Source organism: uncultured Campylobacter sp. (genome assembly GCF_944323605.1).
In the GTDB taxonomy this organism is placed as follows: domain Bacteria; phylum Campylobacterota; class Campylobacteria; order Campylobacterales; family Campylobacteraceae; genus Campylobacter_D.
Genome location: NZ_CALUTC010000011.1, coordinates 23,211 through 47,948, shown reverse-complemented (window position 1 = coordinate 47,948; position 24,738 = coordinate 23,211). Strand labels below are relative to the sequence as shown.

At 31.9% G+C, this 24,738-nt stretch carries 26 protein-coding genes and 1 pseudogene; 10 read left to right on the top strand and 17 right to left on the bottom strand.

Annotated features, from left to right (window positions below; translation table 11 throughout):
- Position 1 precedes the first annotated feature (1 nt).
- Genes Q0J35_RS06915 through Q0J35_RS06865 form a run of 11 tightly spaced genes read right to left on the bottom strand, consistent with a single transcriptional unit; the run spans position 2 to position 9,539 of the window.
- The gene (locus Q0J35_RS06915) at positions 2-646 is read right to left on the bottom strand and encodes an ABC-type transport auxiliary lipoprotein family protein (RefSeq protein WP_297194484.1); all 645 of its coding nucleotides are present in this window, start codon (positions 644-646) and stop codon (positions 2-4) included.
- The gene (locus Q0J35_RS06910) at positions 647-1,462 is read right to left on the bottom strand and encodes an MlaD family protein (RefSeq protein ID WP_297194481.1); all 816 of its coding nucleotides are present in this window, start codon (positions 1,460-1,462) and stop codon (positions 647-649) included.
- A gap of 3 nt (positions 1,463-1,465) precedes the next feature.
- On the bottom strand, positions 1,466-2,191 hold the full coding sequence (locus Q0J35_RS06905; protein ID WP_297194479.1) for an ATP-binding cassette domain-containing protein: 726 nt from the start codon (positions 2,189-2,191) through the stop codon (positions 1,466-1,468).
- Positions 2,188-3,291 (bottom strand): ABC transporter permease, encoded by a 1,104-nt coding sequence (locus Q0J35_RS06900; RefSeq protein ID WP_297194476.1) that lies wholly within the window; start codon positions 3,289-3,291, stop codon positions 2,188-2,190. The genes Q0J35_RS06905 and Q0J35_RS06900 overlap by 4 nt, the downstream gene beginning before the upstream one ends.
- Complete coding sequence (gene tkt, locus Q0J35_RS06895) at positions 3,292-5,181, bottom strand: transketolase (protein WP_297194474.1); 1,890 nt, start codon at positions 5,179-5,181, stop codon at positions 3,292-3,294.
- 2 nt (positions 5,182-5,183) lie between these two features.
- A complete protein-coding gene (locus Q0J35_RS06890; protein WP_297194472.1) occupies positions 5,184-6,035 on the bottom strand; it encodes a polyprenyl synthetase family protein in 852 nt (283 codons plus the stop codon).
- Positions 6,032-7,138 carry a PDZ domain-containing protein gene (locus tag Q0J35_RS06885; RefSeq protein ID WP_297194470.1) on the bottom strand — a complete coding sequence of 369 codons (1,107 nt, stop codon included), beginning with the start codon at positions 7,136-7,138 and terminating at the stop codon, positions 6,032-6,034. The genes Q0J35_RS06890 and Q0J35_RS06885 overlap by 4 nt, the downstream gene beginning before the upstream one ends.
- On the bottom strand, positions 7,135-7,434 hold the full coding sequence (locus Q0J35_RS06880; protein WP_297194468.1) for a YbaB/EbfC family nucleoid-associated protein: 300 nt from the start codon (positions 7,432-7,434) through the stop codon (positions 7,135-7,137). Before Q0J35_RS06880 ends, Q0J35_RS06885 begins: the two co-directional genes overlap by 4 nt.
- Before the next feature lie 42 nt (positions 7,435-7,476).
- A complete protein-coding gene (locus Q0J35_RS06875) occupies positions 7,477-8,754 on the bottom strand; it encodes a UDP-N-acetylmuramoyl-L-alanyl-D-glutamate--2,6-diaminopimelate ligase (protein WP_297194466.1) in 1,278 nt (425 codons plus the stop codon).
- Positions 8,738-9,286, bottom strand: a complete 549-nt coding sequence (locus Q0J35_RS06870) for a histidine kinase (protein WP_297194464.1) — start codon at positions 9,284-9,286, stop codon at positions 8,738-8,740. Before Q0J35_RS06870 ends, Q0J35_RS06875 begins: the two co-directional genes overlap by 17 nt.
- Entirely contained in the window at positions 9,267-9,539 is a 273-nt protein-coding gene (locus Q0J35_RS06865) for a NifU family protein (protein ID WP_297194462.1), read from the bottom strand. Before Q0J35_RS06865 ends, Q0J35_RS06870 begins: the two co-directional genes overlap by 20 nt.
- Before the next feature lie 124 nt (positions 9,540-9,663).
- Here Q0J35_RS06865 and Q0J35_RS06860 point away from each other — a divergent pair, with 124 nt between their 5' ends.
- Positions 9,664-10,881, top strand: coding sequence for a multidrug effflux MFS transporter (locus Q0J35_RS06860; protein WP_297194460.1), 1,218 nt, complete (start codon positions 9,664-9,666; stop codon positions 10,879-10,881).
- Here Q0J35_RS06860 and Q0J35_RS06855 read toward each other — a convergent pair.
- From Q0J35_RS06855 to Q0J35_RS06840, 4 genes are all read right to left on the bottom strand, one after another.
- Positions 10,856-11,332: a cysteine permease gene (locus Q0J35_RS06855; RefSeq protein ID WP_297194458.1), complete on the bottom strand. Its 477-nt coding sequence runs from the start codon at positions 11,330-11,332 to the stop codon at positions 10,856-10,858. The genes Q0J35_RS06860 and Q0J35_RS06855 overlap by 26 nt on opposite strands.
- A complete protein-coding gene (locus tag Q0J35_RS06850) occupies positions 11,332-12,180 on the bottom strand; it encodes an HDOD domain-containing protein (RefSeq protein WP_297194506.1) in 849 nt (282 codons plus the stop codon). The genes Q0J35_RS06855 and Q0J35_RS06850 overlap by 1 nt, the downstream gene beginning before the upstream one ends.
- Before the next feature lie 100 nt (positions 12,181-12,280).
- The gene (locus Q0J35_RS06845; RefSeq protein ID WP_297194456.1) at positions 12,281-13,474 is read right to left on the bottom strand and encodes a tetrahydrodipicolinate N-succinyltransferase N-terminal domain-containing protein; all 1,194 of its coding nucleotides are present in this window, start codon (positions 13,472-13,474) and stop codon (positions 12,281-12,283) included.
- Positions 13,452-14,546, bottom strand: a complete 1,095-nt coding sequence (locus tag Q0J35_RS06840) for an Mrp/NBP35 family ATP-binding protein (RefSeq protein WP_297194453.1) — start codon at positions 14,544-14,546, stop codon at positions 13,452-13,454. The genes Q0J35_RS06845 and Q0J35_RS06840 overlap by 23 nt, the downstream gene beginning before the upstream one ends.
- 100 nt (positions 14,547-14,646) lie before the next feature.
- Between Q0J35_RS06840 and Q0J35_RS06835 the strand changes: the two genes are divergently transcribed.
- The 4 genes from Q0J35_RS06835 to Q0J35_RS06820 are packed head-to-tail and all read left to right on the top strand — an operon-like array spanning position 14,647 to position 18,271.
- Complete coding sequence (locus Q0J35_RS06835; RefSeq protein WP_297194451.1) at positions 14,647-15,762, top strand: bifunctional 2-C-methyl-D-erythritol 4-phosphate cytidylyltransferase/2-C-methyl-D-erythritol 2,4-cyclodiphosphate synthase; 1,116 nt, start codon at positions 14,647-14,649, stop codon at positions 15,760-15,762.
- Positions 15,759-16,643, top strand: a complete 885-nt coding sequence (locus tag Q0J35_RS06830) for a response regulator (protein WP_297194449.1) — start codon at positions 15,759-15,761, stop codon at positions 16,641-16,643. Before Q0J35_RS06835 ends, Q0J35_RS06830 begins: the two co-directional genes overlap by 4 nt.
- A complete protein-coding gene (locus Q0J35_RS06825; protein WP_297194447.1) occupies positions 16,621-17,775 on the top strand; it encodes a sulfate adenylyltransferase in 1,155 nt (384 codons plus the stop codon). Before Q0J35_RS06830 ends, Q0J35_RS06825 begins: the two co-directional genes overlap by 23 nt.
- Before the next feature lie 4 nt (positions 17,776-17,779).
- On the top strand, positions 17,780-18,271 hold the full coding sequence (locus tag Q0J35_RS06820; RefSeq protein WP_297194445.1) for a phosphatidylglycerophosphatase A: 492 nt from the start codon (positions 17,780-17,782) through the stop codon (positions 18,269-18,271).
- Here Q0J35_RS06820 and mnmA read toward each other — a convergent pair.
- Together mnmA and Q0J35_RS06810 are read right to left on the bottom strand one after the other, a co-directional pair.
- Complete coding sequence (gene mnmA, locus Q0J35_RS06815) at positions 18,268-19,284, bottom strand: tRNA 2-thiouridine(34) synthase MnmA (protein WP_297194443.1); 1,017 nt, start codon at positions 19,282-19,284, stop codon at positions 18,268-18,270. The genes Q0J35_RS06820 and mnmA overlap by 4 nt on opposite strands.
- The gene (locus tag Q0J35_RS06810; protein ID WP_297194441.1) at positions 19,281-19,901 is read right to left on the bottom strand and encodes a TIGR00730 family Rossman fold protein; all 621 of its coding nucleotides are present in this window, start codon (positions 19,899-19,901) and stop codon (positions 19,281-19,283) included. The genes mnmA and Q0J35_RS06810 overlap by 4 nt, the downstream gene beginning before the upstream one ends.
- A 139-nt stretch (positions 19,902-20,040) precedes the next feature.
- On the opposite strand from Q0J35_RS06810, the gene Q0J35_RS06805 reads away from it, so the two are divergent.
- The 5 genes and pseudogenes from Q0J35_RS06805 to Q0J35_RS06785 form a co-directional block, all read left to right on the top strand.
- Positions 20,041-20,520 (top strand): hypothetical protein, encoded by a 480-nt coding sequence (locus Q0J35_RS06805; protein WP_297194439.1) that lies wholly within the window; start codon positions 20,041-20,043, stop codon positions 20,518-20,520.
- A 217-nt stretch (positions 20,521-20,737) separates the two neighbouring features.
- Positions 20,738-22,144 (top strand): aspartate ammonia-lyase, encoded by a 1,407-nt coding sequence (aspA, locus tag Q0J35_RS06800; protein ID WP_297194437.1) that lies wholly within the window; start codon positions 20,738-20,740, stop codon positions 22,142-22,144.
- Positions 22,145-22,153: 9 nt separating this feature from the next.
- Positions 22,154-23,500, top strand: coding sequence for an anaerobic C4-dicarboxylate transporter (locus Q0J35_RS06795; protein ID WP_297194435.1), 1,347 nt, complete (start codon positions 22,154-22,156; stop codon positions 23,498-23,500).
- A 123-nt stretch (positions 23,501-23,623) separates the two neighbouring features.
- On the top strand, positions 23,624-23,758 hold the full coding sequence (locus Q0J35_RS06790) for a hypothetical protein (RefSeq protein WP_297194433.1): 135 nt from the start codon (positions 23,624-23,626) through the stop codon (positions 23,756-23,758).
- Positions 23,751-24,737 (top strand): annotated as a pseudogene (locus Q0J35_RS06785) (aspartate ammonia-lyase); the annotation flags it as partial. The gene Q0J35_RS06790 and the pseudogene Q0J35_RS06785, both read left to right, overlap by 8 nt.
- Position 24,738: the final 1 nt, after the last annotated feature.

Here is a 24,738-nt window from a genome sequence, read left to right as displayed (position 1 = left end):
ATTATTCCATTTTTTTTATTTCTTTATTTATCCATACTGTGGATCTATCCACAAGACTTTCAAGAACATTATTAAAGGTCGTTATCAGCTCATTTATATCTTCGCTTGCTAAAACTTCGATTATGATAAAGCTTTGATGAGATATCACTTTTTTACTCTTGCTTTCTATTAAAAATACAGTTAATTTAGATTCCACGTAAGATTTTGAATTTTCATAAAATACCTTTTGAAATTTTTGAAAGTCTGCAACCAAAAAATAATCAGCATTTGCATTTACAGTAAAATCAAAAACCGCATTAAAAGTGTTACTATTTTCTAGACTATTTTTAAGTTTATTTTTAAAAAAATTTACAGGCGAATCCGAAAATATATGCTTGTTGTATGAATCAAAGATTACGCCATTTGAGTAGTAAATTTTGTTAGTTTTTAGATAAAACGGCGATTCTATGTTTAGAATTTGTATGCTCTTTTTGTTGTTAATTTTAAGCATTTTATCATAAGGCGTTTTAATGCCAGCCCGAATCTTATCTTTATAATATTCATTATCAAAAATAGCTAAACTGTAAGATTTAGGCTCTTCTACAAGATCTGGTTTTAAAGAACAAGCGGATATAAAAATGCTTAAAATCATTACAAACAGTCTCATTTATTCCCCCGGTGCTAAGTTAGGTTTTGTCCCCTTAAAAAACAAGTCAGAAGGACTTTGTTCTAGGGTTTTTATAAGTTCTGTGCTTACCACTAATAATCTTTGCAAAATAGATAAATTTTCAGCCAATGAAGAGCTAAGTTTATCGTAACTTTGCAAAGTAGAAGCCCCACTTTGACCTAAAATTTGTATAGTTGTGGTAGCCTTTTCTATAGAATAAGTCATTTGAGTCATTCTTTGTGCTAGTTTGTTTATGTTGTAGCTTGCATCACTTAAATTTTTTAGCAATACTGAAAAATTTTGAACATTTTGCATACTTAAGAGTAATCTCGCTCTTTCATCTGCAAAATCTAACAAATTTACTATTTTATCACCTTGTTTGTTTATAGATGAAAACAAAGAAGATTTTGATTTTATAGTTGGAATTTCACCATTTTTGGATATGAGTTCTTGTCTTTCGCCTTCTTCATTACTAAGATCTACATACTTAAGACCTGTTATGCCTTGAAGTTCTAAGCTTGCTACTGTGGTTGTATATATCGGGGCTTCTTCATTTATTTTTACTAAAATTCTTACTAAGGTTTCTTTGTCTTTTTTGTGTAAAGATAGCTCCTCAACAGAACCAATTTCAACACCTAAAAGCCTGACTGAAGACTTTTGAGACAGACCAGCAACAGATTCGCTAGTATAAATTTGATAGTATTTAAATTCTTCTTTAGAAGAAAAGTCATTTAGCCAAATAAGCACAAATAAAGAGGCAAAAAACACCCCAAATACAAAAACACCTACCCATAGATATTTAGCTTTGTTTTCCATATCTTACCCCATAAACTGTTCATAAAGTGCTTTATTTGTAGCTAGCAATTCTTCGTGATTCCCTATAAAAGCTATTTTTTTATCTTTAAGTATCAAAAATCTATCAAGCGTATTTCTCATACTATCCTTGTCGTGTGTTACCATAATCATACTTAAATTTAAGCCTTCTTTAAGACTTAACACAAGCTCATCAAAATCTCGCGATGATTTTGGGTCAAGTCCTGATGTAGGTTCATCTAAAAATAAAAGCTTAGAATCAAGTGCTAATGCTCTAGCTATAGCTACTCTTTTTACCATACCCCCACTTAACTCGCTTGGGTAAAGCTTTGCCACATTTTCATCAAGCCCTACCATATTAAGCTTCATATAAACAAGCTCTTTTATGCTAAGTTCGCTTAATTTGGTGTATTCTTTAAGTGGTAAGGCTACATTTTCAAACACAGTAAAAAAACTAAATAGAGCACCAAACTGAAATACTACTCCCCAGCTTTGTCTAAGCTCTAATGCTTCAGCTTCACTCATAGTTCTTAAATTTTTTCCTAAAATTATATACTCTCCACTTTGGCATTCATCTAAGGCTAACATTTGTCTTAAAAGCACAGATTTTCCAGCCCCACTTCCGCCTAAAATTCCAAAAATTTCATTTTCATTTACAAAGAAATTTAGCTTATCGTGTATGAGTTTATCCTCGAATTTTGTGCTAATATTTATAGCTTCTACCACTTTCATATTCCAGCCTGTGTTAAAAATATAGAAAAAATCGCATCAAATGCTATGACCCAAAATATCGCATTTACAACACTTTTTGTGGTGTAAATTCCTATACTTTCGGTTGTATTTTTTACACCAAGCCCTCTATAACAAGCGATTAATCCTATCAAAAAACCAAACATAGGGGCTTTGATTATGCCTATTATTATGTGTTTTGCGTCTATCGCCTCTTTGAAACGTCTTATAAATTCAAAATAATTAATCCCTAAATTTAAATCAGCTACAACCATTCCACCAAATATGCTAACAGCATCAGCAAAAGCTACTATTAAAGGCATAGAAAATGTTAAAGCTAAAACTCGCGGTAAAACCGTAAAATATATAGGATGAAAACCCATAGTCCTCATAGCATTTATTTCATCATTTATTTTCATAACGCCTATTTGAGCCGTATAAGCACTTGCACTACGTCCAGCTATGACGATAGCTGCTATTAAAGGTGCTATTTCTCTTGTGGCTGATATACCAACTAAATCCACTATAAATATATTTGCCCCAAAACGACCTAGTTGATAAGCAGCTTGATATGCTAAAACAACCCCAACAAGTAGAGAAGTAAGTGCTATTATACCAGCTGCATTTAAGGCACAGTGTTGTATATGATACACAAAGGAAGTGAAACGAATTTTTTTAGGATTTACTAAGGACTTGTAAAGAGCATAAAGAACAAATCCTGTAAAACTTATAAAATCTTTTAAATTATAAAAACAAGAATAAAGAAATTTACCTAAAACTACAAAGAAATTTTCTTTTTTTTCAATATCATCATCTAAATTTTGTGTTTTGTAGTGTTTTTTTACAAGCTCAAAAAGTGCTTTGGTTTTTTTGTCAAAATTTATGAAAGAAACTTTTTTTGTTTTTTTTAACTTATTTTCAATGGATAAAAAGAAGCAAACCCCGGCTGTGTCTATGTCTTTTAGTTTAGAAAAATCAAAAATAACTTCATCAAATTTGACTTCTTTAAGCTCATAAGCACTAACAGTAAGCTTATCCCAAATTCCACTTACAAAAAAGATTGATTTAAAATCTTTTTCTTCTAAGATAAGCTCATTTTTCATCTAAAGCCTAAGCAAAAATTCGCAAAGTTTATCCACAGTAAATCCAAAATAAGCAAAAACATCTTTGTCTTTTCCACTTTCTCCAAAACTTTGCATATTATAAAGTTCATCGCAAAATTTATAAAGCTCATTAGAGCTTAAAGCTTCAACACCAACAACTTTTCCTTGTAAAATTTTAGCCTTATACTTAGAATCTTGTTTATCAAAGAGTTCAAAGCAAGGCATAGAGACTACATTGCACTTTATGTTTTTTTCTTTTAATTTTTTAGCTGTTTCAAGGCATAATGCTACTTCTGAACCACTTGCAAGCAATGTAAAACTAGGGTCTTTTTCCTCGTGTAATATATATGCTCCATTTTCTACATCCCCAAAAATAGGTTTATTTATAGCTTTTAGTTTTTGCCTTGAAAGTATGAAAGCACACGGTAAATCACTTTTTAAAGCTATTTGCCACGCTTTTAAATTTTCATAGGCATTTGCTACCCTAAAATTTAGAAAATTCGGCATAGCCCTAAAAGTGCTTAATTGTTCTATAGGTTGGTGAGTTGGTCCATCTTCTCCAACTCCTATGCTATCGTGTGTAAATATAAAAAAATGTTTTAATTTCATAAGTGCTGCAAGTCTTGCTGCTGGTTTTAAGTATTCGCTAAATACAAAAAAAGTAGCTGAAAATGGTATAAAAAGACCATATCTAGCAAAAGCATTGTTTATAGCCGCCATACCGTGTTCTCTTACTCCAAAATGTATATTTTTACCCTCTACAAAGTCGCCAAGCCCTTTTAATTCTGTTTTATTAGAAGGAGCTAAGTCCGCAGAACCTCCTAAAAAGCCTTTTAAACTTTTTGCTATAGCATTTAAAATTTCGCAGTTGCTATCTCTAGTGGCTACATCTTTTGAAAAATCAAAATCAGGGTATTTTATATCATCAAAATTTGGATTTAATAACTCATTTAAAAGTTCTTTTTTTCCTGATTTTTCTAGCAAGTCTTTCCATTTTGCCTCTTCTAAATCTCCTAGTTCTAAAGCACTTTCAAAACGTAACTTTACATCTTCATCTACTATAAACTGTAAATTCTCATCAAAACCGTTAGCTTTTTTGGCTCTTTTTATCAAGTCTTCACCCAGAGGAGCCCCGTGACTATGGTGGCTACCTTCCAACTCTAAGGCATTTTTTGCAATCTTTGTTTTGGCTATTATTAGGTTTGGTTTTAAAGAATTTTTAGCCTTTGTAAGTGCTTCATCTATCTGTTTAAAATTATGTCCATCTATCTCAAAGACTTCAAAACCTTGTGCTTGAAAACGTAACTTTACATTCTCATTGAAAGCTATATTTACATTTCCTTCTATTGATATATCATTGCTATCGTAGATTAAGATGAGGTTGTTAAGTTTATGCAAAGATGCTAAAGAGCAAGCCTCATAAGAAATCCCTTCTTGCAAGTCTCCATCTCCACAAAAACAGTATATTTTATGATTTATAATATCATCTGAGAGTAGCAAGGCAGCTTTTTTAGCAGCCATAGCAAAGCCAACCGCATTTGCTACCCCCTGTCCCAATGGACCTGTGGCAATTTCAACTCCATCTGTAAAAATTTCTGGGTGTCCTGGTGTTTTTGAGTGTAGCTGTCTAAAATTTTTCAAATCATCTAAACTTAAATCATATCCACAAAGATACAAAAAGCTATAAAGCAATGCCGAAGCGTGTCCTCCAGAAAAAATAAGCCTATCTCTGTTTAGCCATTGCGGATTCTTAGGATTATGTTTTAAATGATATGATAAAACAGTAAGCATATCAGCAAGCCCTAAAGCAACGCCTGGATGACCGCTGTTGGCTTTTTCTATCATATCAGCACTTAAAAATCTCAAAGTATTAGCTTGTTTTTCTAACATTTTTATCCTTGTAAATATCTTTTTATCAGTTCTTTTATCATTAGACAAAGTTGATTATCTATAAAATTTAGATCATTATCAATCTCTATTAAAAGTTCTTGTTTCGCATCTTTAGCCTTACTTAAACCTAGTAAATTTACAAAAGAATTTTTATTTATATCGTTTTTACTAGGCTTTCCGCTTTGTTTTTCATCTAGTGTTTCATCTATAATATCATCATTTATCTGAAAAACAAGTCCTATTTTTAAGCCTATGTTATAAATTTTTTCGCATTCTTCTTTGCTTAATTCACATATTATTGCACCCATTTTTAAAGACGCTGCTATTAACATAGCTGTTTTATGTGTGTGTAAAAATTTTAATTCTTCTAAATTTAGCTTTTTATTTTCAAAAAAGCAGTCTATAGCTTGTCCTAAAACCATTCCGTTAAGACCTGCGTTAAAAGCTAAGGTTTCAATCAGTGAAATTTTTACCGCTTCTTTTAGTTTTGACTTTGCAAGTATTAAGAAAGCTTCGGTATTCAAACCATCTCCAACCAATATAGCCGTAGCCTCATCGTAGCTTTTATGTAAGGTTTGCTCACCTCTTCTTAAATCAGCATTATCCATAGCCGGTAAATCATCGTGTATGAGAGAGTAGCTATGTATGAATTCTACCGCTAAAGCAGCATCGAGGGCATTTTGAATTTGCTCCTTGTCTTTACAAAAGACTACAGTTAAAAGTAGCTGTGCTCTAAAATGCTTTCCACCAACTTTTAAAAATCTAGAGCTTGCCTCCTCAAAAAAAGGGTGAAAGCTTTCTATTTTTGGTAATGATTTTAAAAGATGTGTGTTAAATAGCTCCTTTATATTCACTTATTAAGCCTTATAAAAAATTGAAACTGCCCGTCTCCAGCAGATGAAGCAGAACTTTTTACTGTTGGTAAATTTTTGCTTGACCTTGATATTAGTAAATTAAATTCATTGCCTGAAATTAATATTTTTTGCACGGAATTGCTGTCTCTTACTATTTGATTATTGATTCTTAATATCTTATCTCCTACCATTAGTCCTGATTGAGCCGCTTTTGAATATGGTTCTACCTTGCTAACGACTAAATTATTATTTAAGGAAAATCCTAAATTTGATCTGTAATGGTTTGGTTGTTTATTTACAGTTGTCTTAACCGTAGGGGCTTTAACTTTCTCATTGCCAATCATATCAAAGTTAGGAAATTCTTTAGGACTCACTCTTACTGATATATTGGTATCTACATTATCTCTTAAAATTCTAAAATAAAGCGTTGAATCTCTATCTGCAAATAGTATTTTTTCATTAAGTTTTCTAATATCATCAGCAGGTATATCATCTACGCTTACTATCTCATCATTAACTAAAAATTGTCCTGAAGATCTTACATTTTCTACATAAATTTTATTGTTTCTAACTGTAAAATCAACGCCTATATCACCCCAATAAACATCGTTATATTTCATAAAATGTTTTAAATATCTATTTCCTATGAAAGAACCATCTGCTAATGCTATGCCTAGCATATTGCAGCAAGGAGTGCTAAGTTGCCCTACCTTTGTAGCAAAGTCAAGCCTATCTCTTTCTGTTATATTTTGTGCTAAATATTTTAGGTGTCCTATATAAGCATTTGTTGGGTCTATTATACCAATCCAATCATTTCTGGTTAGATTTTGTTCATCAAACATATTTGTAGGTATAAGGCTAAATTCCGTCCTAACAAGATATAAATTTAAAAAAGGATCGTATTTTACATACTTATTTAATTTTGAATTTGGAGCTTTAACTACAGCTAATAAATTTTCACTAAGTGCGAAAGCATTCATTCCCTCATAAACAAAAACACTTGCTTTGTTTTTATTAAAACACGCTACAAAATCTTCAAGTTTTGGTCTTTCTACAGCAAAAACTGTGCTTAAAAACAGTAAGCTTAAAATAAAAAATCTCATCTAAATCCTCCAAGCATATCACCAAATGCAACACCTCTGTTTTGATTTACCATATTTAACACTTCATTAATGGCAGAAATTAGTAAGATTTGCATAGATTCTTTGTCTTCTAGTAAAGAATCGTCTATTTTTATGTCAATTATTTCGCCTTTTCCATTCGCACTTACCTTAACTAAACCTCCGCCAGAATTTGCTGAGAATTCTTTGCTAGAAAGCCTGTCTTCTAACTCTTTAGCTTGTTCTTTGGCTTTATTTAAAATCTCTGACATCTTAGAAAAATCAATATCTCCAAACATACTATATCCTAGTTTAAAATATCAAAGTCTAATATTAGCATTTTAAGCTAATTTAGTCAAAATCTCCAAAACAATTTCTTTATCATTGAAAGGGTATTTTACATTTTTTATCTCTTGATAGTTTTCATCGCCCTTTCCAAGTATTAGAACAAAATCGTCATTTTTTCTAAGCTCTAAAGCTTTTTTTATAGCTTTTTTTCTATCTGCTTCTACGAATACCGTTTCATCTTTTTCTATGCCACTTAGTATATCATTTATTATATCCATAGGTTCTTCATTTCTTGGATTATCGCTAGTTATTATTAGTTTAGAAGCGTATTTTTTAGCTACTTTTGCCATTAAAGCTCTTTTGCTTTTGTCTCTGTTTCCACCTGCTCCAAAAAGGACAATTAAATTTTTATCTTTCATAGAAGACAAAACTTTTTCTATACCATCTGGAGTGTGTGCAAAATCAACTATGATATTTTTAGCCACAAGCTCCATTCTACCGGCAACACCTTTAAATTCAGATAAAGCTTTGCTAATTTTCTCATCTTCTATGCCAAGTTCTTTTAGCAAAGTTAATGCTGCTAGAATGTTATAAAGATTAAATAATCCCACAAGACTTGACTTTATTTCAAAAATATTATTTTTATGTTTAATCTTAGCCTTTATCCCATCTTTTAAATCATAAGAAAGAATTTTATAATCAGCACTACTGTTTAAACCGTAGCTTATGCTATTTTTTTCATTATACTTTATATCCTCATCTGCGTTTATTATTTTTAAGGTTTCATCTTTTAAAAAAAGCTCTTTACTTTCTTTGTAGTTTTTAAAATTTTTGTGAAAATCCAAATGATCTTGACTTAAATTCGTAAAAATCTTAGCGAAAAAATTAACGCCTTCTATACGGTCTTGCACTATAGCGTGAGAGCTTACCTCCATTATAAAAAAATCATTTTTTTCTAGACTGCTTTGCTGTAAAAAAGAAAGCAAGGCTAATATCGGTGGAGTAGTTAGAGATTTTGAGGCTAAATTTTTGCCATTTATAAAAACACCTCTAGTTCCACATAAGGTGCATTTGTATCCTAATTTTAGTAAAAGTTCGTAGAGTAGGGTAGAAACTGTGGTTTTTCCATTTGTCCCTGTTATGCCTATTATTTTTATATTTTTGTCTATATTTAGCATTTGCTTGCATTGATCTACTGTTATGAGTTTTGCACCATTATTCTGTGCTTCTTTGGCGAATTTTTCATTTTGTTTTGTTATGAGAAAAAAGGAATTTTCTTTAGCTTCTTGTGAATTATCAGTGATAAAAGTATCTTTATATTTTAGTATCATCTACAAATCTCAATTTTTTAGCTATTTTTTCAAATCTTGCATTGCCAACAAAATGCAAGGTCATATATTCTATATAGTTTAGTATAAATTCATCATAGCCATTTTCTAATAATTTTTCTAAAAAGTCTAAAAAATCATTTTTGTCATTAATTATTAGCTTGCTTGAAAAAATAATATTTTCAAAACTTTTCTTAAAGCCTATTTCTTTTTCACTTTGTAAAAAATCTTTATAACTTAAAGCAAAATGCTCATCTTCTTTTAATTTATCCATATTTTCTTTTGCTTCACTGATGCTTAAAATTTTTTCCAAATCGTCATAAATTTTATCATATCGATAATGATTTATATAAAATTCAAATATAGCAATAGCTTCTTTTTCAGCTTTTAAAGCGAAGTCGCAAAGGCTGATAAAATGAAGCAATTTTTTATTTTTTCTTTTTTCATAGGCTAAGGAAAAGAATGTTTTTGCATTCTTATAATCCTTTTTGTAAAAATGCTCTATACCAAGTTTTTTATAATTTTTTAAATTCATTTATTCCGCCTCTTAAATTTACTATACTAAGTTCAGGGTGTATATCTAACTTTAAATGTTTTTCAAGACTATGTTTTAAAGTTGTATTGCTTGCTATGCAAGAGCTGCAAGCCCCCGTTAGTTGGACATAAACAATACCTGATTTAATGCCTAAAAACTCCAAATCTCCACCATCCTTATGCAAGATGTGTAGCTGTTTGCTAAGACTTTGTTTGACAGGTTCTATAAGTTCGTCATCGCTAAATGGTATCATTTTTTTTCCTAATTTTTTTATTAAATTTACAAAAATTGCCTTTAAAAAAAGGTAAAAAATTTTTATATAATTTGATATAATTAACATTTCTGTAATAATAATTACAATTTTTTTAAGGAAAAATATGCAAACAAAGACTAAAATTCAAGGCTTTGAAAAAGCTAAGTTGGTATTTATATTAGCACTTATGTCAAGCGTTGCTCCAATATCTACCGATATGTATTTACCAGCTCTTGAAAATGTAAAAACAAGTTTTTCTACTTCATCTTACCTAACTCAACTTAGCATAGCTTCATTTTTTATAGGTTTTGCTTTCGGACAATTAATATATGGACCATTAAGCGATATATTTGGCAGAAAGAAACCAGTCATAGCTGGTTTAGTCCTTTTTATATCCTCTAGCATAGCTTGTATTTTGGTTGATGATATAAATCTTTTTATAATCTTACGTTTTTTAGAAGCTTTGGGCGGCTGTGCGGGAGTCGTTATAGCAAGAGCTATAGTAAATGATTTATTTGAACTAAAAGAGGCTATAAATGTTTTTGCTTTAATGATGGTTATTTCATCTCTTGCACCTATGCTTTCTCCTGTATTTGGTGGAATTTTGCTTGAATTTTTTTCTTGGCAAAGTATATTTGTAACGCTTTTTTTAGTAGGTTTTTTTCTTTTATTTATGATAATTTTTTATCTTAAAGAGAGTGTAAAAATTGATGAAAGAGCTATATTTTCATTTAAAGATACTCTGCATAGCTATAAATTAGTATTAAGCAATAAAATGTTTATGGTTTATACCATAGCAGCAGCATTTGCTATAGCTACTATATTTGCTTATATAACCGGTTCAGCCTTTGTGTTTATAAACTTTTTTTCTTTAAGCGAATTTTCTTATTCTATAGTTTTTGCTGTAAATGCTCTTGGCTTTGCAATTTTTGCTAATATCAACAGTTTTTTACTTAAAAAATTTACCCCACAAACAATACTTAAAAGAGCTTTTATCACTATGACTGTTTTTGCTTTCGTGCTTTGTCTTGGGGCTTTTAGCAAGGAATCTTTTTTGCTTTTTGAAATATCTTTATTTGTGACCTTGTCTATGTTAGGATTTATAATGCCAAACGCGACAAGTTTAGCTATGTCTCAATTTAAGGAGCATTCAGGCACAGCTTCAGCAACTCTTGGAGCTATACAATTTGCTTTAGCTGGGACTGTGTCTTTTATAGTAGGCTTACTTGAAGCAAATACACCTTTAATATTAGCTTGTGTAATACTTTTGTGTTCTTTTATAGCTATGTTTGTATATATTAGTTTTTCTAAATTACTTAATAATAACCAACACAAAGCGTAGGAGTGATTTTTATCTTTTTTTCTAGTGGAGTTGGGCTAAAAAAATGGCACTTTTCTATGTATATATAATGATAGTAGTCAAGTCCTAAAAAATCATAAAATGCTTTTAAATTTACAAATTTTATCCCACAAACTTCTTTTATCTCTAGCAATTTGTAAATTTGCGAATTATTTTTTTTTACTAAATGAGATGGAGAAAGCGTTGTGAAAGAACAAAAAGCAGAAGCCAATGTAAAACCACTTAAATCATCACATAAATTTAAACTATTTTGGTGTTTTTTTAAAATACAGTCTTTATTTAAAAAAATAACTCTGGTGCCTTGATACCTAGCTACCATAGCATTTTTCCAGAATTTGTAAGCATTTTTAGAAATCCCAGCTACCTTATGAAACTGTGCATTTAATACATAATTATCCAAAAAGGTATTGGGAGGCAATATCAGGCTTGTCATTAAGCTTGTTTAAGATTAGCCCTTGCAAATGGTGGAAGCTTTGATATAAAATTATTCAAGTCAAAATTTATGTTCTTTTGCTTAGCTTCTTTTATTAAAGATATAGCATTTTCTACCATAAAAGCAGACCCTCCACTATGTGGAGCAAATATACAGCTTACTATAGCTAGAGCATAAGCACTCTTAACTATTTTTCCTTCTGCTGCGTGTGGAGTATTCACAAAACAAATTGTTTCTATAAGCTCTTCATCAAAATTCCATTTATTAAATAAAAATCCCAAAAAGGATATGTGATCAACACCTAAAAATTCTTCCTCAACTAAGGATACATTAGAAAAATTATATTTTTTTAGTAAATCTAAAAATTCTTTATCTTTTTTGTTTTGTATTAAAAAATTAGAAAAAACCATCATTCCAAGTCTTAAAAGCATAGCACAAGGAACGAGCATATAAGCTAACTGTCTATCCTCATCTAAGAGCCAAGATGAGATAAATTCAGCTTCTTCGTTTCTTTTTTGTAAGAATTGATTTGTATCTAAACCGTAAGGAGACACATCTACTTTAAAGTTGTTATTTACAGAATCTGCCATAATTATATTTTTTACATTGCTTATTCCAAGCAAGGATACTACTTGTTGTAATGTTGTTATTTTGCTTTTAAAACTATAAAATGGAGAATTCGCAAGTTGCAGCAATCTAGCAGTTATAAGCGGATCAGCTGATACAATCTGTGCTACTTTATCTACGCTTGCTTCAGATCCTGCTCTAGCTATGTATTCTTGTAAAGCCATAACGGTTTGTGGTAATGGAGGTAGGTGCTCAACACTATCTACTAAAAGTTCATTCATATCTACATCAAAACTCAAGATTAATCCTTTAATTTTAAACAAATAACAAACAAGATTATAACAAATTTTTGCATAAATTTTTATTTTTTTGTTTTTAAATTTAATGCAAAGCCTCATTTAATTTTACAGCTTTTTTGTTTAAAGAAACACTCATTTGTCCGCTTTGAGAATTCATTCTAAAATGAAGTCCGTTAAGACCTGCTAATTCTATACCTTTATAAATATCCTTGCTAAATTTAAAGCCTTTGTTTAAATTCTCAAGTTCTGTTTTATCATTTACAAAGAATTTAGTCCCTTCAAGCACTGCTATTCCTGCATCTACTATGCAGTTATCTCCTAAAGGTATTCCTGTTACTGAATTTGCACCAAGAAGGCATTTCTTTCCTATGCTTATAGCGTTTCCGCTTGTTCCGCTTAAAACCCCAAGTATAGAAGCACCGCCTCCTATATCTGTTCCTTCTCCAACTACAACACTTGAGCTAACTCTACCTTCAACCATACAAGCTCCGGTAGTTCCAGAGTTGAAATTTACATAAGCAGCACCCGGCATTATCGTTGTTCCAGCTGCCAAGACAGCACCCATTCTAACCTTAGAGCTTTCTAAAATTCTAGTATTATCTTCAGGTATTATGTGAGCTAAGAATCTTGGAAATTTATCGACAAAATCTATCTTTGGATATGCTGCACTCATTTTTAATTCTATTTCATTTTGTCTTAAATATTCTAGTTCTATAGGTTTATCATTGCTCCAAGCTACATTTGGCAACACAGCAAATGCTCCGTCTAAATTTATACTTCTTAAAGCCACTTTTTTGCTAGAGAGCAAATAAAGTTTCAAATAAACGCATTCAACAGTTTTTGGTTTTTCATCTTCAAAAATAGCGACAAAAGCAAATTTTCCTTTAGAAAAATTTTTCTTTACCGACTTTAATACATCTATATTTTTGTGTCCTGCTTCGTTTAAAAAAGGCTTAAAACAAGCAAGGGCAAAGTCTATATCTTCTTTTTCAAGCTCAAGCACTGCTTCACTTTCTTTGCCAATGTCTAATCCTCTTTGAGAAAAAGCTTCAAACAAAACAGCAAAAGAGCCGAAATTTTCTTCGTAATTTACTAAAGCAAATGAAGCTTGTAAGGTTTTTTCTGTGTTTAACTGCCCTTTTTCAAGCCTTGCTATACCAAAAGCCTTAGGTTTTTTGTAAGTGGCTTTTGACTCTATTTCCTTTACAAAATTTTTGAAATCATCTTTTGAATTTATTAACACCTTATCCCCTTTAAGAGCAAGCACTTTTGCCATTCATAATCGGTTGAATGCTAGCGTTACTCACATTTTTTTGTTTTTCTAAAAAAGTTAAAATTTTATCACAAGCTTGTAAATATCTTTGCGAACTTAGTGAATTTGGCTCATAAAAACTTACAGGCTTTCCATTATCCCCGCCTTCTCTGATAGAAATTTCAATAGGAATTTGAGCTAAAAGTTCGCAATTATATTCCTTAGCCATTAAAGCTGCATTTCCCTTTCCAAAAATTTCATATTCTTTGCCATTATCAGGACATAAAAAACCACTCATATTTTCTATTATACCTGCTATTGGTATATGAAGCTTAGCAAACATATCTAAAGATCTTTTACTATCATCTAATGAAACCATTTGAGGAGTGCTAATGCAAATTCCAGCATTTATTGGTATATTTTGTGCAGCGGTAAGTTGTGCATCTCCTGTGCCAGGAGGCATATCAAGCACCAAAATATCAAGTTCAGGCCATAAAACATCGCTTAGCAACTGTTCAACAGCTTTCATAATCATAGCCCCACGCCAAATAAGCCCTTGCCCTTCATTTATTAAAAGTGCCATACTCATAACATAAAGTCCGTGCGTATAGATAGGTTTTAGTTTAGTCCCTACTACTTCAGGCTTTTCATCGTTTATACCCAACATTCTAGCTAAATTTGGTCCATAAATATCGCAGTCTAAAAGTCCTACTTTTTTGCCCATTTTTGAAAAAGATATAGCTAAATTTACGGCACTTGTGCTTTTTCCAACCCCGCCTTTTCCACTTGAAATCATCAAAAAATATTTCACATTTGGCAATAAATTTTTAGTGCTTGTTTCTTGTTTTAAAGAAGATAAGTCAGGAGTTTTTATTTCTAAATTTATTTGCTTAAAATCTTTCAATGCTTCTTGTATTTTATTTTCTAATTCCTTTGAAACTTGTGGATTTGATGATGGAATTTCAAGTTTTATATCAATTTTATCTTCATTCAAAGACAGCTCTTTTAAAAAACCAAAGCTAACTATATCCTTTTGAAATCCGGGATATATAATCTCTTTTAGTTTGTTTTTTATGGTATCTATATTGTTTTGCATAGTTTTTCCTTGATAAAAAAAAATGATTCTACTATAAAAATGTAAAATTTAGCTTTTTATTTATATAATTTGAAAAATAAATGTCATTAAGGGGATAAGTGTGCTTGATATAAGCCTTATTATGCTTGCTGCTGGAGATTCTACTCGTTTTTCTTTACCTGTAAAAAAACAGTTTATAAGATTAGGAGATGAACCACTTTGGCTCTATGCTACAAAAAATTTAGCTTCTTTTTATGATTTTAAAAAGATAATTGTTACCTCTAGTAACAGTGCTTATATGAAAAAATTTACTAAAGATTTTCATATAGTAGATGGAGGAGAAAGCAGGTCTTCTTCTTTAAAAAAAGCTTTAGAATTTGTAGATAGTAATTTTGTTATGGTTAGTGATGTGGCGAGGGTTTTTGTTTCAAAGGATCTTTTTTTAAGACTTATAAATGAAGCTAATAATTATGACTGTGTAAGCCCATTTTTAACTGTGTGCGATACTAGTTTATATGGTGAAAAATTGCTAAAAAGAGAAGAGATAAAACTTATACAAACTCCACAATTATCAAAAACAAATTTGCTTAAAAAAGCTTTAGGTAGTGAAAAAGAATTTATCGATGATAGCTCCGCTATAGCTTATGTTGGTGGAAAGCTAGGCTTTGTTGCTGGAGATGAAAAAACAAAGAAATTAACATATAAAAATGATTTAAAAACTATGTCTTTACCACCGCCAGAAAAAGAATTTTTTTGTGGGACAGGTTTTGATGTGCATGAATTTGGAGAAGATAGAGATCTTTTACTAGGAGGTGTTAAGATACCTTATCATACGGGATTAAAAGCTCATTCTGATGGAGATGTTTTGGCTCATTCCTTAAGCGATGCCTTGCTGGGTGCTGCAAACTTAGGTGATATAGGAGAGCATTTTCCAAATACTAGCAAAGTGTATAAAAATGCAGATTCTATGAAACTTTTAGCAAAGGTTTATGAGCTTGTTTTATCTTACGGATTCGAGCTAGTAAATGCTGATATAACGGTAGTGGCTGAAGAACCAAAACTTTTTAAATTTAAAGATGAAATATCGCAAAATATTGCAAATTGTTTAAATGTGGGTAGTTTTAAGATTAGTGTAAAAGCAAGCACAACTGAAAAACTAGGTTTCATTGGCAGAAAGGAAGGTATAGCAGTGCTTTGTGCGGTAAATTTAAAATATTTTGATTGGACAAAGATATGAAAGTTTTAATAGTAGAAAATGAACTTTATTTAGCTCAGAGTATAAGCAATAAGCTTAGTGTTATGGACTATACTTGTTTTGTAGCTAACGATGTATCTAATGTAGATAAAAATGCACATTATGATGTTTTACTACTTTCAACGAGTATAGACGGTTTTGAAAGACTTATACATTCTTTCAAGGATAGTGTTATTATCTTACTAACATCTTACATAAGCATAGATACCGTTGTAAATCCGTTAAAAGCCGGTGCTCTTGATTACGTTCAAAAGCCTTTTATGATAGAAGAGCTGATTAGAAAAATAGAGCATTTTCAAAGATATAAAAATTCAGAGCTTATGAATAAAACATATAAAAGCTATATAGAATCTCATATAAAACGTGCAAATATAAGGGATTTTGAATATAAAAAGATTAAACTTCCATTGATGATAAAGGCTCATAAGCAGATAAATGCTGATGCTTTTGTTTTTAGATATGCTGAAAAGAATAATTCTAATTTTTCTTGCATAGATCTTTCTTTAGGTTTAAAACTAGATAACATAATATCTCTTTTAAATAGTTTTGACTTTTTGTTTTTGTTTAATCTACAGTCCCTAAAAGAGCAAGAACAAGATTTGCTTCTTAGTGAAGTTGTCAAAAAACCCGTTATAATCCATACAAGCTTACCTAAAAATAGTGGAATAAAGATTATAGATCTTGGTCAAGGAGAAAAAAGCCTTAATGATAACGAGATTTTAACTATAGATGAATATGTAAAATACATAGTTACATCTTATCAAAATGTATTTCCGGATACTGATTTATCGAAAAAACTTGGTATTTCGCGAAAATCATTGTGGGAAAAAAGGAAAAAATATGGGCTCACAAAAAAGAAATAAAAAAATTAATATAAGTGAAAATGAATACCAAATTCTTTGCTTGATTAATGAAGGTTTATTAGGTTCTTGCACTCATCTTATGGGTAAAGATGAGAGAGATAGTATAGTAAAAGGTGTTGATGCGAATTCTTTTCCTTACCCTTTTACTTTTTATTCTGTAGAATACGAGAATGTATTAAAAAATACAAAGATAAATGAAGAGCTTGATTTATTTTGTAATGATGAGCTTGTGGCTAGGTTATCAGTTCAGAGTAAGTTCAAAAACGATAAAAGCATAGTCGGGATTTTTACGCCAAATCACTGCGATATAAGAGATATAGGAGAAACTTGCGTATCAGGTCCTTTTGAGGTTTTTAATTCAGAAATTAAAAAAATCAAACAAGAATTTGAAAAAAGAAAGCGAATTTTAAACGCACAAAATATAACCGGTATAATAACAAGCTTAGATCCCTTACACAAAGGACACGAAAGGATTTTTCGCTGGGCTATTGATAAGGCTGATTTGCTTGTGGTATTTTTGATAGAATCTTTTGATAATAGCGGTTTTAACTTTGAGCTTAAGTTGAAGTATTTTAATGATTTTATCAAGCATTATTTGCCAAGAGATAAAATATTTGTTTTTCCTTTGAAAAATATCGAGCTTTTTAGAGCACATTTAAACCCTTTACTAGAAGGCATAATATCTAAAAATTTAGGTTGCACTAAATTAGTTGTCGGGCAAAACCACTACGGTCTTAGTATGTTTTATGATGAAAATAGAACAAAAACAATGTTTGATAGTTTTTCACAAGAATGCGGGATAGAAGTTGTCGTGTTACCAGAACAAGTTTTTTGTGAGAAATGTAAAAGTATAGTTTCTATGAAATCTTGTCCTCACGGTTCTCATCATCATGTTAAATTTAATAGTTCTGCACTTAGAAGGTTTTTAAGGCTTGGTATAATCGTGCCTACTATTTTTATGAGGGCTAGGACATCAAACATCATACTTTCAAATCTTTTTCCAAATCGCTTTAAAAATATGCAACAAATGTATAATGACCTTTTTACAAATGAAGGCATACTTGAAAATAGACAAGATGAGGATTTTTATAATCAGCTTTTAAAATTGTATCAAATCACGCATACGGTGTAGTTTAATGAGAAAGATTTTTTTAACTTTTTTTTATTTTGGTTCTGTATCTGTAGCACCCGGCACTTTTGGCACTATAGCAGCACTTATACCTGCTTTTTTTGTGCTTAAGTATCTTGGAGTGCAGACCTTGTTTTTACTTTGTATTCTTATCTTTTTAGCTGGAATTTCATCAGTAAATGCTTACGAGCAAGAAGGCGGAGAGCACGATAATAAACACATAGTTATAGATGAGGTTGCAGGAGTATTTTTAGCACTTAGTGTTTATGGCTCTACCGTTTTTAGTTTTATATTATCTTTTGTTTTTTTTAGAATTTTTGACATAACAAAACCCTCTATAATAAGAAGAGTTGATGAGAACGTTAAAGGCGGGCTAGGAGTAATGCTAGATGATATATTAGCAGGTGCTTTGGCTGGGCTTTGCTGTGCTATTGTTTGTGGAATTTTGCAAAAATTTAATCTTCTTACTTGGGATATAGCCATTAAGGATCTATTTTAGTCTATAAAACCACTAGCTAAAACAGTATCCTTATCATAAAACACAGCCATTTGACCTTTTGCAAGCCCATAAACACTTTCTTTTAATTTTATATTTGCACTATTATCATCATTTATCACAAGCTCACAGTCGCTAGCCTTGCTTTTGTATCTTATTTTTACAGCACAGTTTATTGTTTTTGCATCTACAAACAAATTTATATCTTTTAAGCTAAATTCATCAACCTTAAGTTCATCTTTTTTTCCGACTATTATTTGATTTTTGTTTGCATTTATGCCTAAGACATAATGAGGTTCGTGGGCTTGTTTAAGCTCAAAACCTTTTCTTTTGCCTATGGTATAATGCATATATCCTTTATGTTTGCCGATAATATCGCCTTTGCTATTAAGAACTTCTCCTTTTAAATCTGTATTCATAAATTTGCTAAGCACATCAACATAGGTATTTTCAACAAAACAAATTTCAGCACTTTCTTTTTGAGTAGCGAAGCTTTCAAGCTCTTTTATGGTCGAAGCAAAGTGTTTTATATCTTCTTTTTTCTTTGTTCCAAGCGGTAAGATTAAATGCTTTAAAACTTCTTTTTTTACATTTGCTAAAAAATAGCTTTGATCTTTCTTTTCATCAAAGGCAGTTTTTAAAAGTCCATCTTCAATCCTAGCATAATGCCCGGTAGCAAGCTTTTCAAAGCCAAGTTGTTTTGCAAAATCAAGTAGCTTTCCAAATTTTATAAAGCGGTTACACAAAGCACAAGGATTTGGTGTTTTTCCCTCTTTGTATGAATTTATAAAAGGCATATAAACTGCTTTGTTAAAATCATCTTGCAAGTCTAATATATGATATTTTATACCCAAAAAATCAGCTGCTTTTTGCACTTTTTTTATATTTTCTTCGTGGTAATTAGGTTTTGAGTGCAGCTTCATATAGCAGCCCTCTACTTCATAACCCTCTTTTAATAATGTATAAGCTGTTACAGTGCTATCTACACCACCACTCATAGCTACTAAAATTTTCATAAAATTATCCTTGCTAAATTTTTTGCTACATAATCCAAATCATCGCTAAGTTCGTAAAGTTTTTCATCTCCATTTGAGATAACTCCAGCTTCAAGTAGCGAACTTTTTATAAAATCATCAAATTTAGCCCAAAATTCACTTCCTATGACAAATATAGGAACTTCTTTAAAGCCAAGTTGCTTTAGTGTAAGAACTTCAAAAAATTCATCAAGCGTGCCAAATCCCCCGGGAAAGATAACAAAAGCAAGACTTTTATCTATAAGAGCCATTTTTCTAATGGCTAGATTGTCAAATACCATATTATACCCTACAAAGTCGTTTAATCTTTGCTCGAAAGGAAGATAAATATTAAAGCCAACAGACCTTAATTCATCTAAATTTAGCTCTTTTGAGCCTAAAAACGCACCTTTATTAGAGGCTTGCATTATGCCACCACCTCCGCCACTTACTATGGTAAAACCCTCTTTAACACAAAGTTTTGCTAGATTTTTAGCCATTTTGTAATATTTATCATCTTCTTTTAGCCTAGCTGACCCAAAAAAAGTAATGGGATTTTTCATCTTGCTTATATCTATTTCTTTAAAATTGTTTAAATCTTGACTCATATCTTTAATCATTTTTAATCCTTTAAGGTAAAAAGGCAAAAGTTTAGCGAAATTTGTATAAAAAAAGGCTTAGTTTATCTTAAATCATATTAATTATCTTAAATTTATAATTTTTTGATAAAATTTTTAAAAAATTAATAGGAAAAATTTAATGAAAAAAATAATATTATCTTTATTAATCTTTAGCTCTGCTGCCTTTTCTTTAAGCATAAGTCCAGAAATAGGTGCTTCAGGTGGAAACATAAACATAAATGGAAATTCTTACAGTTCTTTTGGTGCAAATGCTAGGATATGGCTTGGTTTTTCAAATTTTGTCATTGCACCTCAATACAAATACCAAAGCATAAGTGGAGAATTTTACGATTTTTCAAGACAGCAATACGGACTTTCTGTAGGGTATAAATTTGACCTTAGTTTGTTAAGCTTAACCCCTTATGTTGGTGCAAATTACAGCACTTTTAGCAGAACTTTTGAAAATTCTTTTGCTTATAATGGAGGACTTAGGCTAAAGCTAGGTTTTTTACCTCTTTTTGCCTCTGTTGAATATGAATATCAAAGTTTAAAATCAAAATACACAGGCTACAAGACAAATATGGACGGAGTAAGCTTTAATATAGGCTTGAGTTTTTAATTTTTCTTGTGTTAATAAATGCTTTTGTTTTTATCCTTTTTTATAAAAGAGGATAAAAACATCGATAAATTTTTTAAATAAGCTTTTTAAAGATTATTAAATTTTAATTATTTTCAAAAAAAATATATTTTTTTTTCTACATTTCGTTAATTTTTTGTTAAAATATCTGCAAAATGCCAAGTAGGTATTTTAAATTATATTTTAAGGAGACTTATTTATGTCTACTAGAAAAGAACACGATTTCATCGGTGAGTTAGAGATTTCTAATGATGTTTATTATGGTGTGCAAACCTTTAGAGCGGTAGAGAATTTTAATATCTCTCACGATAGATTAAAAGATTTTCCTCGCTTTGTTAGAGCATTAGCTAGAGTAAAGAAAGCTGCTGCTATGTCTAATTATGAGCTTGGCTTACTTGACAAGGAAAAAGAAGAAGCCATTATAAAAGCTTGCGATAAAATTTTAGAGGGCGGTTATTACGATCAGTTTGTAGTTGATATGATACAAGGTGGTGCTGGAACAAGCACAAATATGAATGCTAACGAAGTAATAGCAAATATAGCACTTGAAATTTTAGGACATAAAAAGGGAGAATACCAATACCTTCATCCAAATGACCATGTAAATTTATCTCAAAGCACAAATGATGCTTATCCTACAGCTATAAAACTTGCTTTACACGATTATTTAAGTGATTTAGCTAAGGCTATGGAGCATCTTAAAAAATCTTATGAAAGAAAAGCAGAAGAGTTTAAAAACGTTCTTAAAATGGGTAGAACTCAGCTTCAAGATGCTGTGCCTATGACTTTGGGACGCGAATTTAAAACTTTTGCGGTTATGATAGGTGAAGATATACAAAGAGTTTTAGAAGCTAGAAAGCTTATTTTAGAGATAAATTTGGGAGGCACCGCCATAGGAACTGGTATAAACTCTCACCCTAATTATCCAAAAATTGTTGAAAAAAAGATAAGAGAAGTAACCGGACACGATTTTGTTGTGGCTGAAGACCTTATAGAAGCTACACAAGATACCGGTGGTTTCGTGCAAATAAGCGGTGTGCTAAAAAGGGTTGCTGTGAAGCTTTCTAAGGTTTGTAATGACTTAAGATTGTTAAGCTCTGGTCCAAGATGTGGTTTAAATGAAATAAATTTACCAAAAATGCAACCAGGTAGCTCTATAATGCCGGGCAAAGTAAATCCTGTTATCCCTGAGGTTGTAAATCAAGTATGCTTTCAAGTAATTGGCTCTGATGTTACTATCACTATGGCTTGCGAGGGAGGACAGCTACAACTAAATGTCTTTGAGCCGGTTGCTGCTTACAATCTTTTTAATTCCATAATAATGCTTGAAAAAGCTATGCATACCTTAGCTGATAAATGTATAGATGGAATTACTGCAAATGAAAAAATCTGTGCTGATTTCGTTTATAATTCTGTTGGCATTGTAACAGCCTTAAATCCTTACATAGGCTATGAAAACTCAGCCTCTATAGCAAAAGAAGCTATGCAAACAGGCAAGCCTGTAGCTGAACTTGCACTAGAACGTGGGCTCTTAAGCAAGGAACAAATCGATGAAATTTTAAAGCCTGAAAATATGCTAAACCCTCACTTAGAGGCTAAAAAATAAGGAGAGATTATGGATTATAGTGTTATGGAAATCATCATACAACTTGTCGTATTCTTAGGTGCTATATTCTTGGGAATTCGCTTAGGTGGTATTGGCATTGGCTATGCTGGTGGGCTTGGCGTTGTTGTGCTTGGTATAGTGCTTGGAATGAAACCCGGAAACATACCTTGGGACGTGATTTTAATCATAGCTGCTGCGATTTGTGCTATATCTGCTATGCAACAAGCCGGAGGCCTTGATTATTTAGTAAGGCTTACAGAAAAGCTTTTGCGTGCAAATCCTAAGTATATAAACTATCTTGGACCTTGCTGCTGCTATTGGCTTACTATCTTAGCTGGAACAGGTAATGCGGTATTTTCGCTAATGCCTGTTATTATCGATGTGGCAAAAGCACAAAACATCAAGCCTTCAGTGCCTCTTTCGGTTTCTGTCGTGTCATCGCAAATTGGAATTACCGCTTCTCCTGTTTCAGCTGCGGTTGTTTATATGAGCGGTGTTTTAGAGCCACTTGGATGGAATTACCCTACCTTACTTGGAATTTGGCTTATAACTACCACCTTAGCTTGTATGCTAATCTCTCTTATCATAGGACTTTTTACAAATACCCGTCTAGATACAGACCCTGTTTATCAAGCTAGATTAAAGGCTGGGCTTGTAAAGGACGCACAAGAGGTTTTACAAGTTGAGGATAAACCGGGTGCAAAGCTTTCTGTGCTTATATTTTTATTTACAGTTTTGGCGGTTGTGCTTTATGCAACTGCTATTTCAAGTAATGTCGCTTTGATAGAAAATCCTGTGGTGACAAGAGATGCGGCGATTATGAGCTTTTTATTGAGTGCGGCTTGTTTGATTGTGATATTTTGCAAGGTTGATGTTAGCAAGATAACAGATACAAGCGTTTTTAAGGCCGGTATGACTGCTTGCATTTGCGTTTTTGGTGTGGCCTGGCTTGGAAATACCTTTGTAAGCGGACACGAACAAGCCATTAAAGATGTGGCTGGTGAATGGGTAAAACAAAGCCCTGCTATGCTAGCTGTTGCTTTCTTTTTTGCCTCCATGCTTTTGTATTCTCAGGCCGCAACTGCTAAGGCAATCACGCCTATCATCATATCAGCACTTGGAATTTCTGCTGCAAATCCGGCAGATTCTTACATGCTTGTTGCTTGTTTTGCTGCAGTTTCTGCACTGTTTGTTCTTCCTACTTATCCTACCTTGCTTGGTGCGGTGCAAATGGATGATACAGGCACAACTCGCATAGGCAAATTTATCTTTAATCACGCCTTTTTTCTACCGGGCGTTTTAGCCATAGCCTTAGCTGTTGCTCTAGGCTTTTTAATAGCTCCTTTTGCTCTTTAATATCCGCCTTAATGGCGGATTTGTTAACCTTTTAAGATTACAATTTCCATAAATTTATAATATGTTGGTTTAAATGCAGCCTATATAGCTAGGCAGTGCGATGATTTTAATAGAAGTAATTATTTGTTTGATAAGGTTGAGGATTCTTATAAATACGATGTTGACCTTAAAAGTGCGGGTTCAAAAGCCCTAAAAACAGTTGGAACCACGCTGATAAATGATAATATCAGCGATTATGACGGAACCTTGCACAAATGATGCTTATCCTACAGCTATAAAACTTGCTTTACACGATTATTTAAGTGATTTAGCTAAGGCTATGGAGCATCTTAAAAAATCTTATGAAAGAAAAGCAGAAGAGTTTAAAAACGTTCTTAAAATGGGTAGAACTCAGCTTCAAGATGCTGTGCCTATGACTTTGGGACGCGAATTTAAAACTTTTGCGGTTATGATAGGTGAAGATATACAAAGAGTTTTAGAAGCTAGAAAGCTTATTTTAGAGATAAATTTGGGAGGCACCGCCATAGGAACTGGTATAAACTCTCACCCTAATTATCCAAAAATTGTTGAAAAAAAGATAAGAGAAGTAACCGGACACGATTTTGTTGTGGCTGAAGACCTTATAGAAGCTACACAAGATACCGGTGGTTTCGTGCAAATAAGCGGTGTGCTAAAAAGGGTTGCTGTGAAGCTTTCTAAGGTTTGTAATGACTTAAGATTGTTAAGCTCTGGTCCAAGATGTGGTTTAAATGAAATAAATTTACCAAAAATGCAACCAGGTAGCTCTATAATGCCGGGCAAAGTAAATCCTGTTATCCCTGAGGTTGTAAATCAAGTATGCTTTCAAGTAATTGGCTCTGATGTTACTATCACTATGGCTTGCGAGGGAGGACAGCTACAACTAAATGTCTTTGAGCCGGTTGCTGCTTACAATCTTTTTAATTCCATAATAATGCTTGAAAAAGCTATGCATACCTTAGCTGATAAATGTATAGATGGAATTACTGCAAATGAAAAAATCTGTGCTGATTTCGTTTATAATTCTGTTGGCATTGTAACAGCCTTAAATCCTTACATAGGCTATGAAAACTCAGCCTCTATAGCAAAAGAAGCTATGCAAACAGGCAAGCCTGTAGCTGAACTTGCACTAGAACGTGGGCTCTTAAGCAAGGAACAAATCGATGAAATTTTAAAGCCTGAAAATATGCTAAACCCTCACTTAGAGGCTAAAAAATAAG

Bases quoted from the DNA above. Each gene is read 5' to 3' on its own strand.
- tkt (WP_297194474.1), bottom strand. From the start codon at position 5,181: ATGTTAGAAAAACAAGCTAATACTTTGAGATTTTTAAGTGCTGATATG.
- Q0J35_RS06845 (WP_297194456.1), bottom strand. From the start codon at position 13,474: ATGGCAAAAGTGCTTGCTCTTAAAGGGGATAAGGTGTTAATAAATTCA.
- Q0J35_RS06820 (WP_297194445.1), top strand. From the start codon at position 17,780: ATGAGAAAGATTTTTTTAACTTTTTTTTATTTTGGTTCTGTATCTGTA.
- Q0J35_RS06905 (WP_297194479.1), bottom strand. From the start codon at position 2,191: ATGAAAGTGGTAGAAGCTATAAATATTAGCACAAAATTCGAGGATAAA.
- Q0J35_RS06915 (WP_297194484.1), bottom strand. From the start codon at position 646: ATGAGACTGTTTGTAATGATTTTAAGCATTTTTATATCCGCTTGTTCT.
- Q0J35_RS06805 (WP_297194439.1), top strand. From the start codon at position 20,041: ATGAAAAAAATAATATTATCTTTATTAATCTTTAGCTCTGCTGCCTTT.
- Q0J35_RS06875 (WP_297194466.1), bottom strand. From the start codon at position 8,754: ATGATACTAAAATATAAAGATACTTTTATCACTGATAATTCACAAGAA.
- Q0J35_RS06910 (WP_297194481.1), bottom strand. From the start codon at position 1,462: ATGGAAAACAAAGCTAAATATCTATGGGTAGGTGTTTTTGTATTTGGG.
- Q0J35_RS06850 (WP_297194506.1), bottom strand. From the start codon at position 12,180: ATGAATGAACTTTTAGTAGATAGTGTTGAGCACCTACCTCCATTACCA.
- Q0J35_RS06870 (WP_297194464.1), bottom strand. From the start codon at position 9,286: ATGAATTTAAAAAATTATAAAAAACTTGGTATAGAGCATTTTTACAAA.
- Q0J35_RS06810 (WP_297194441.1), bottom strand. From the start codon at position 19,901: ATGATTAAAGATATGAGTCAAGATTTAAACAATTTTAAAGAAATAGAT.
- Q0J35_RS06840 (WP_297194453.1), bottom strand. From the start codon at position 14,546: ATGCAAAACAATATAGATACCATAAAAAACAAACTAAAAGAGATTATA.
- Q0J35_RS06865 (WP_297194462.1), bottom strand. From the start codon at position 9,539: ATGATACCATTTAGCGATGACGAACTTATAGAACCTGTCAAACAAAGT.
- mnmA (WP_297194443.1), bottom strand. From the start codon at position 19,284: ATGAAAATTTTAGTAGCTATGAGTGGTGGTGTAGATAGCACTGTAACA.
- Q0J35_RS06795 (WP_297194435.1), top strand. From the start codon at position 22,154: ATGGATTATAGTGTTATGGAAATCATCATACAACTTGTCGTATTCTTA.
- aspA (WP_297194437.1), top strand. From the start codon at position 20,738: ATGTCTACTAGAAAAGAACACGATTTCATCGGTGAGTTAGAGATTTCT.
- Q0J35_RS06830 (WP_297194449.1), top strand. From the start codon at position 15,759: ATGAAAGTTTTAATAGTAGAAAATGAACTTTATTTAGCTCAGAGTATA.
- Q0J35_RS06855 (WP_297194458.1), bottom strand. From the start codon at position 11,332: ATGACAAGCCTGATATTGCCTCCCAATACCTTTTTGGATAATTATGTA.
- Q0J35_RS06885 (WP_297194470.1), bottom strand. From the start codon at position 7,138: ATGAGATTTTTTATTTTAAGCTTACTGTTTTTAAGCACAGTTTTTGCT.
- Q0J35_RS06825 (WP_297194447.1), top strand. From the start codon at position 16,621: ATGGGCTCACAAAAAAGAAATAAAAAAATTAATATAAGTGAAAATGAA.
- Q0J35_RS06860 (WP_297194460.1), top strand. From the start codon at position 9,664: ATGCAAACAAAGACTAAAATTCAAGGCTTTGAAAAAGCTAAGTTGGTA.
- Q0J35_RS06900 (WP_297194476.1), bottom strand. From the start codon at position 3,291: ATGAAAAATGAGCTTATCTTAGAAGAAAAAGATTTTAAATCAATCTTT.
- Q0J35_RS06880 (WP_297194468.1), bottom strand. From the start codon at position 7,434: ATGTTTGGAGATATTGATTTTTCTAAGATGTCAGAGATTTTAAATAAA.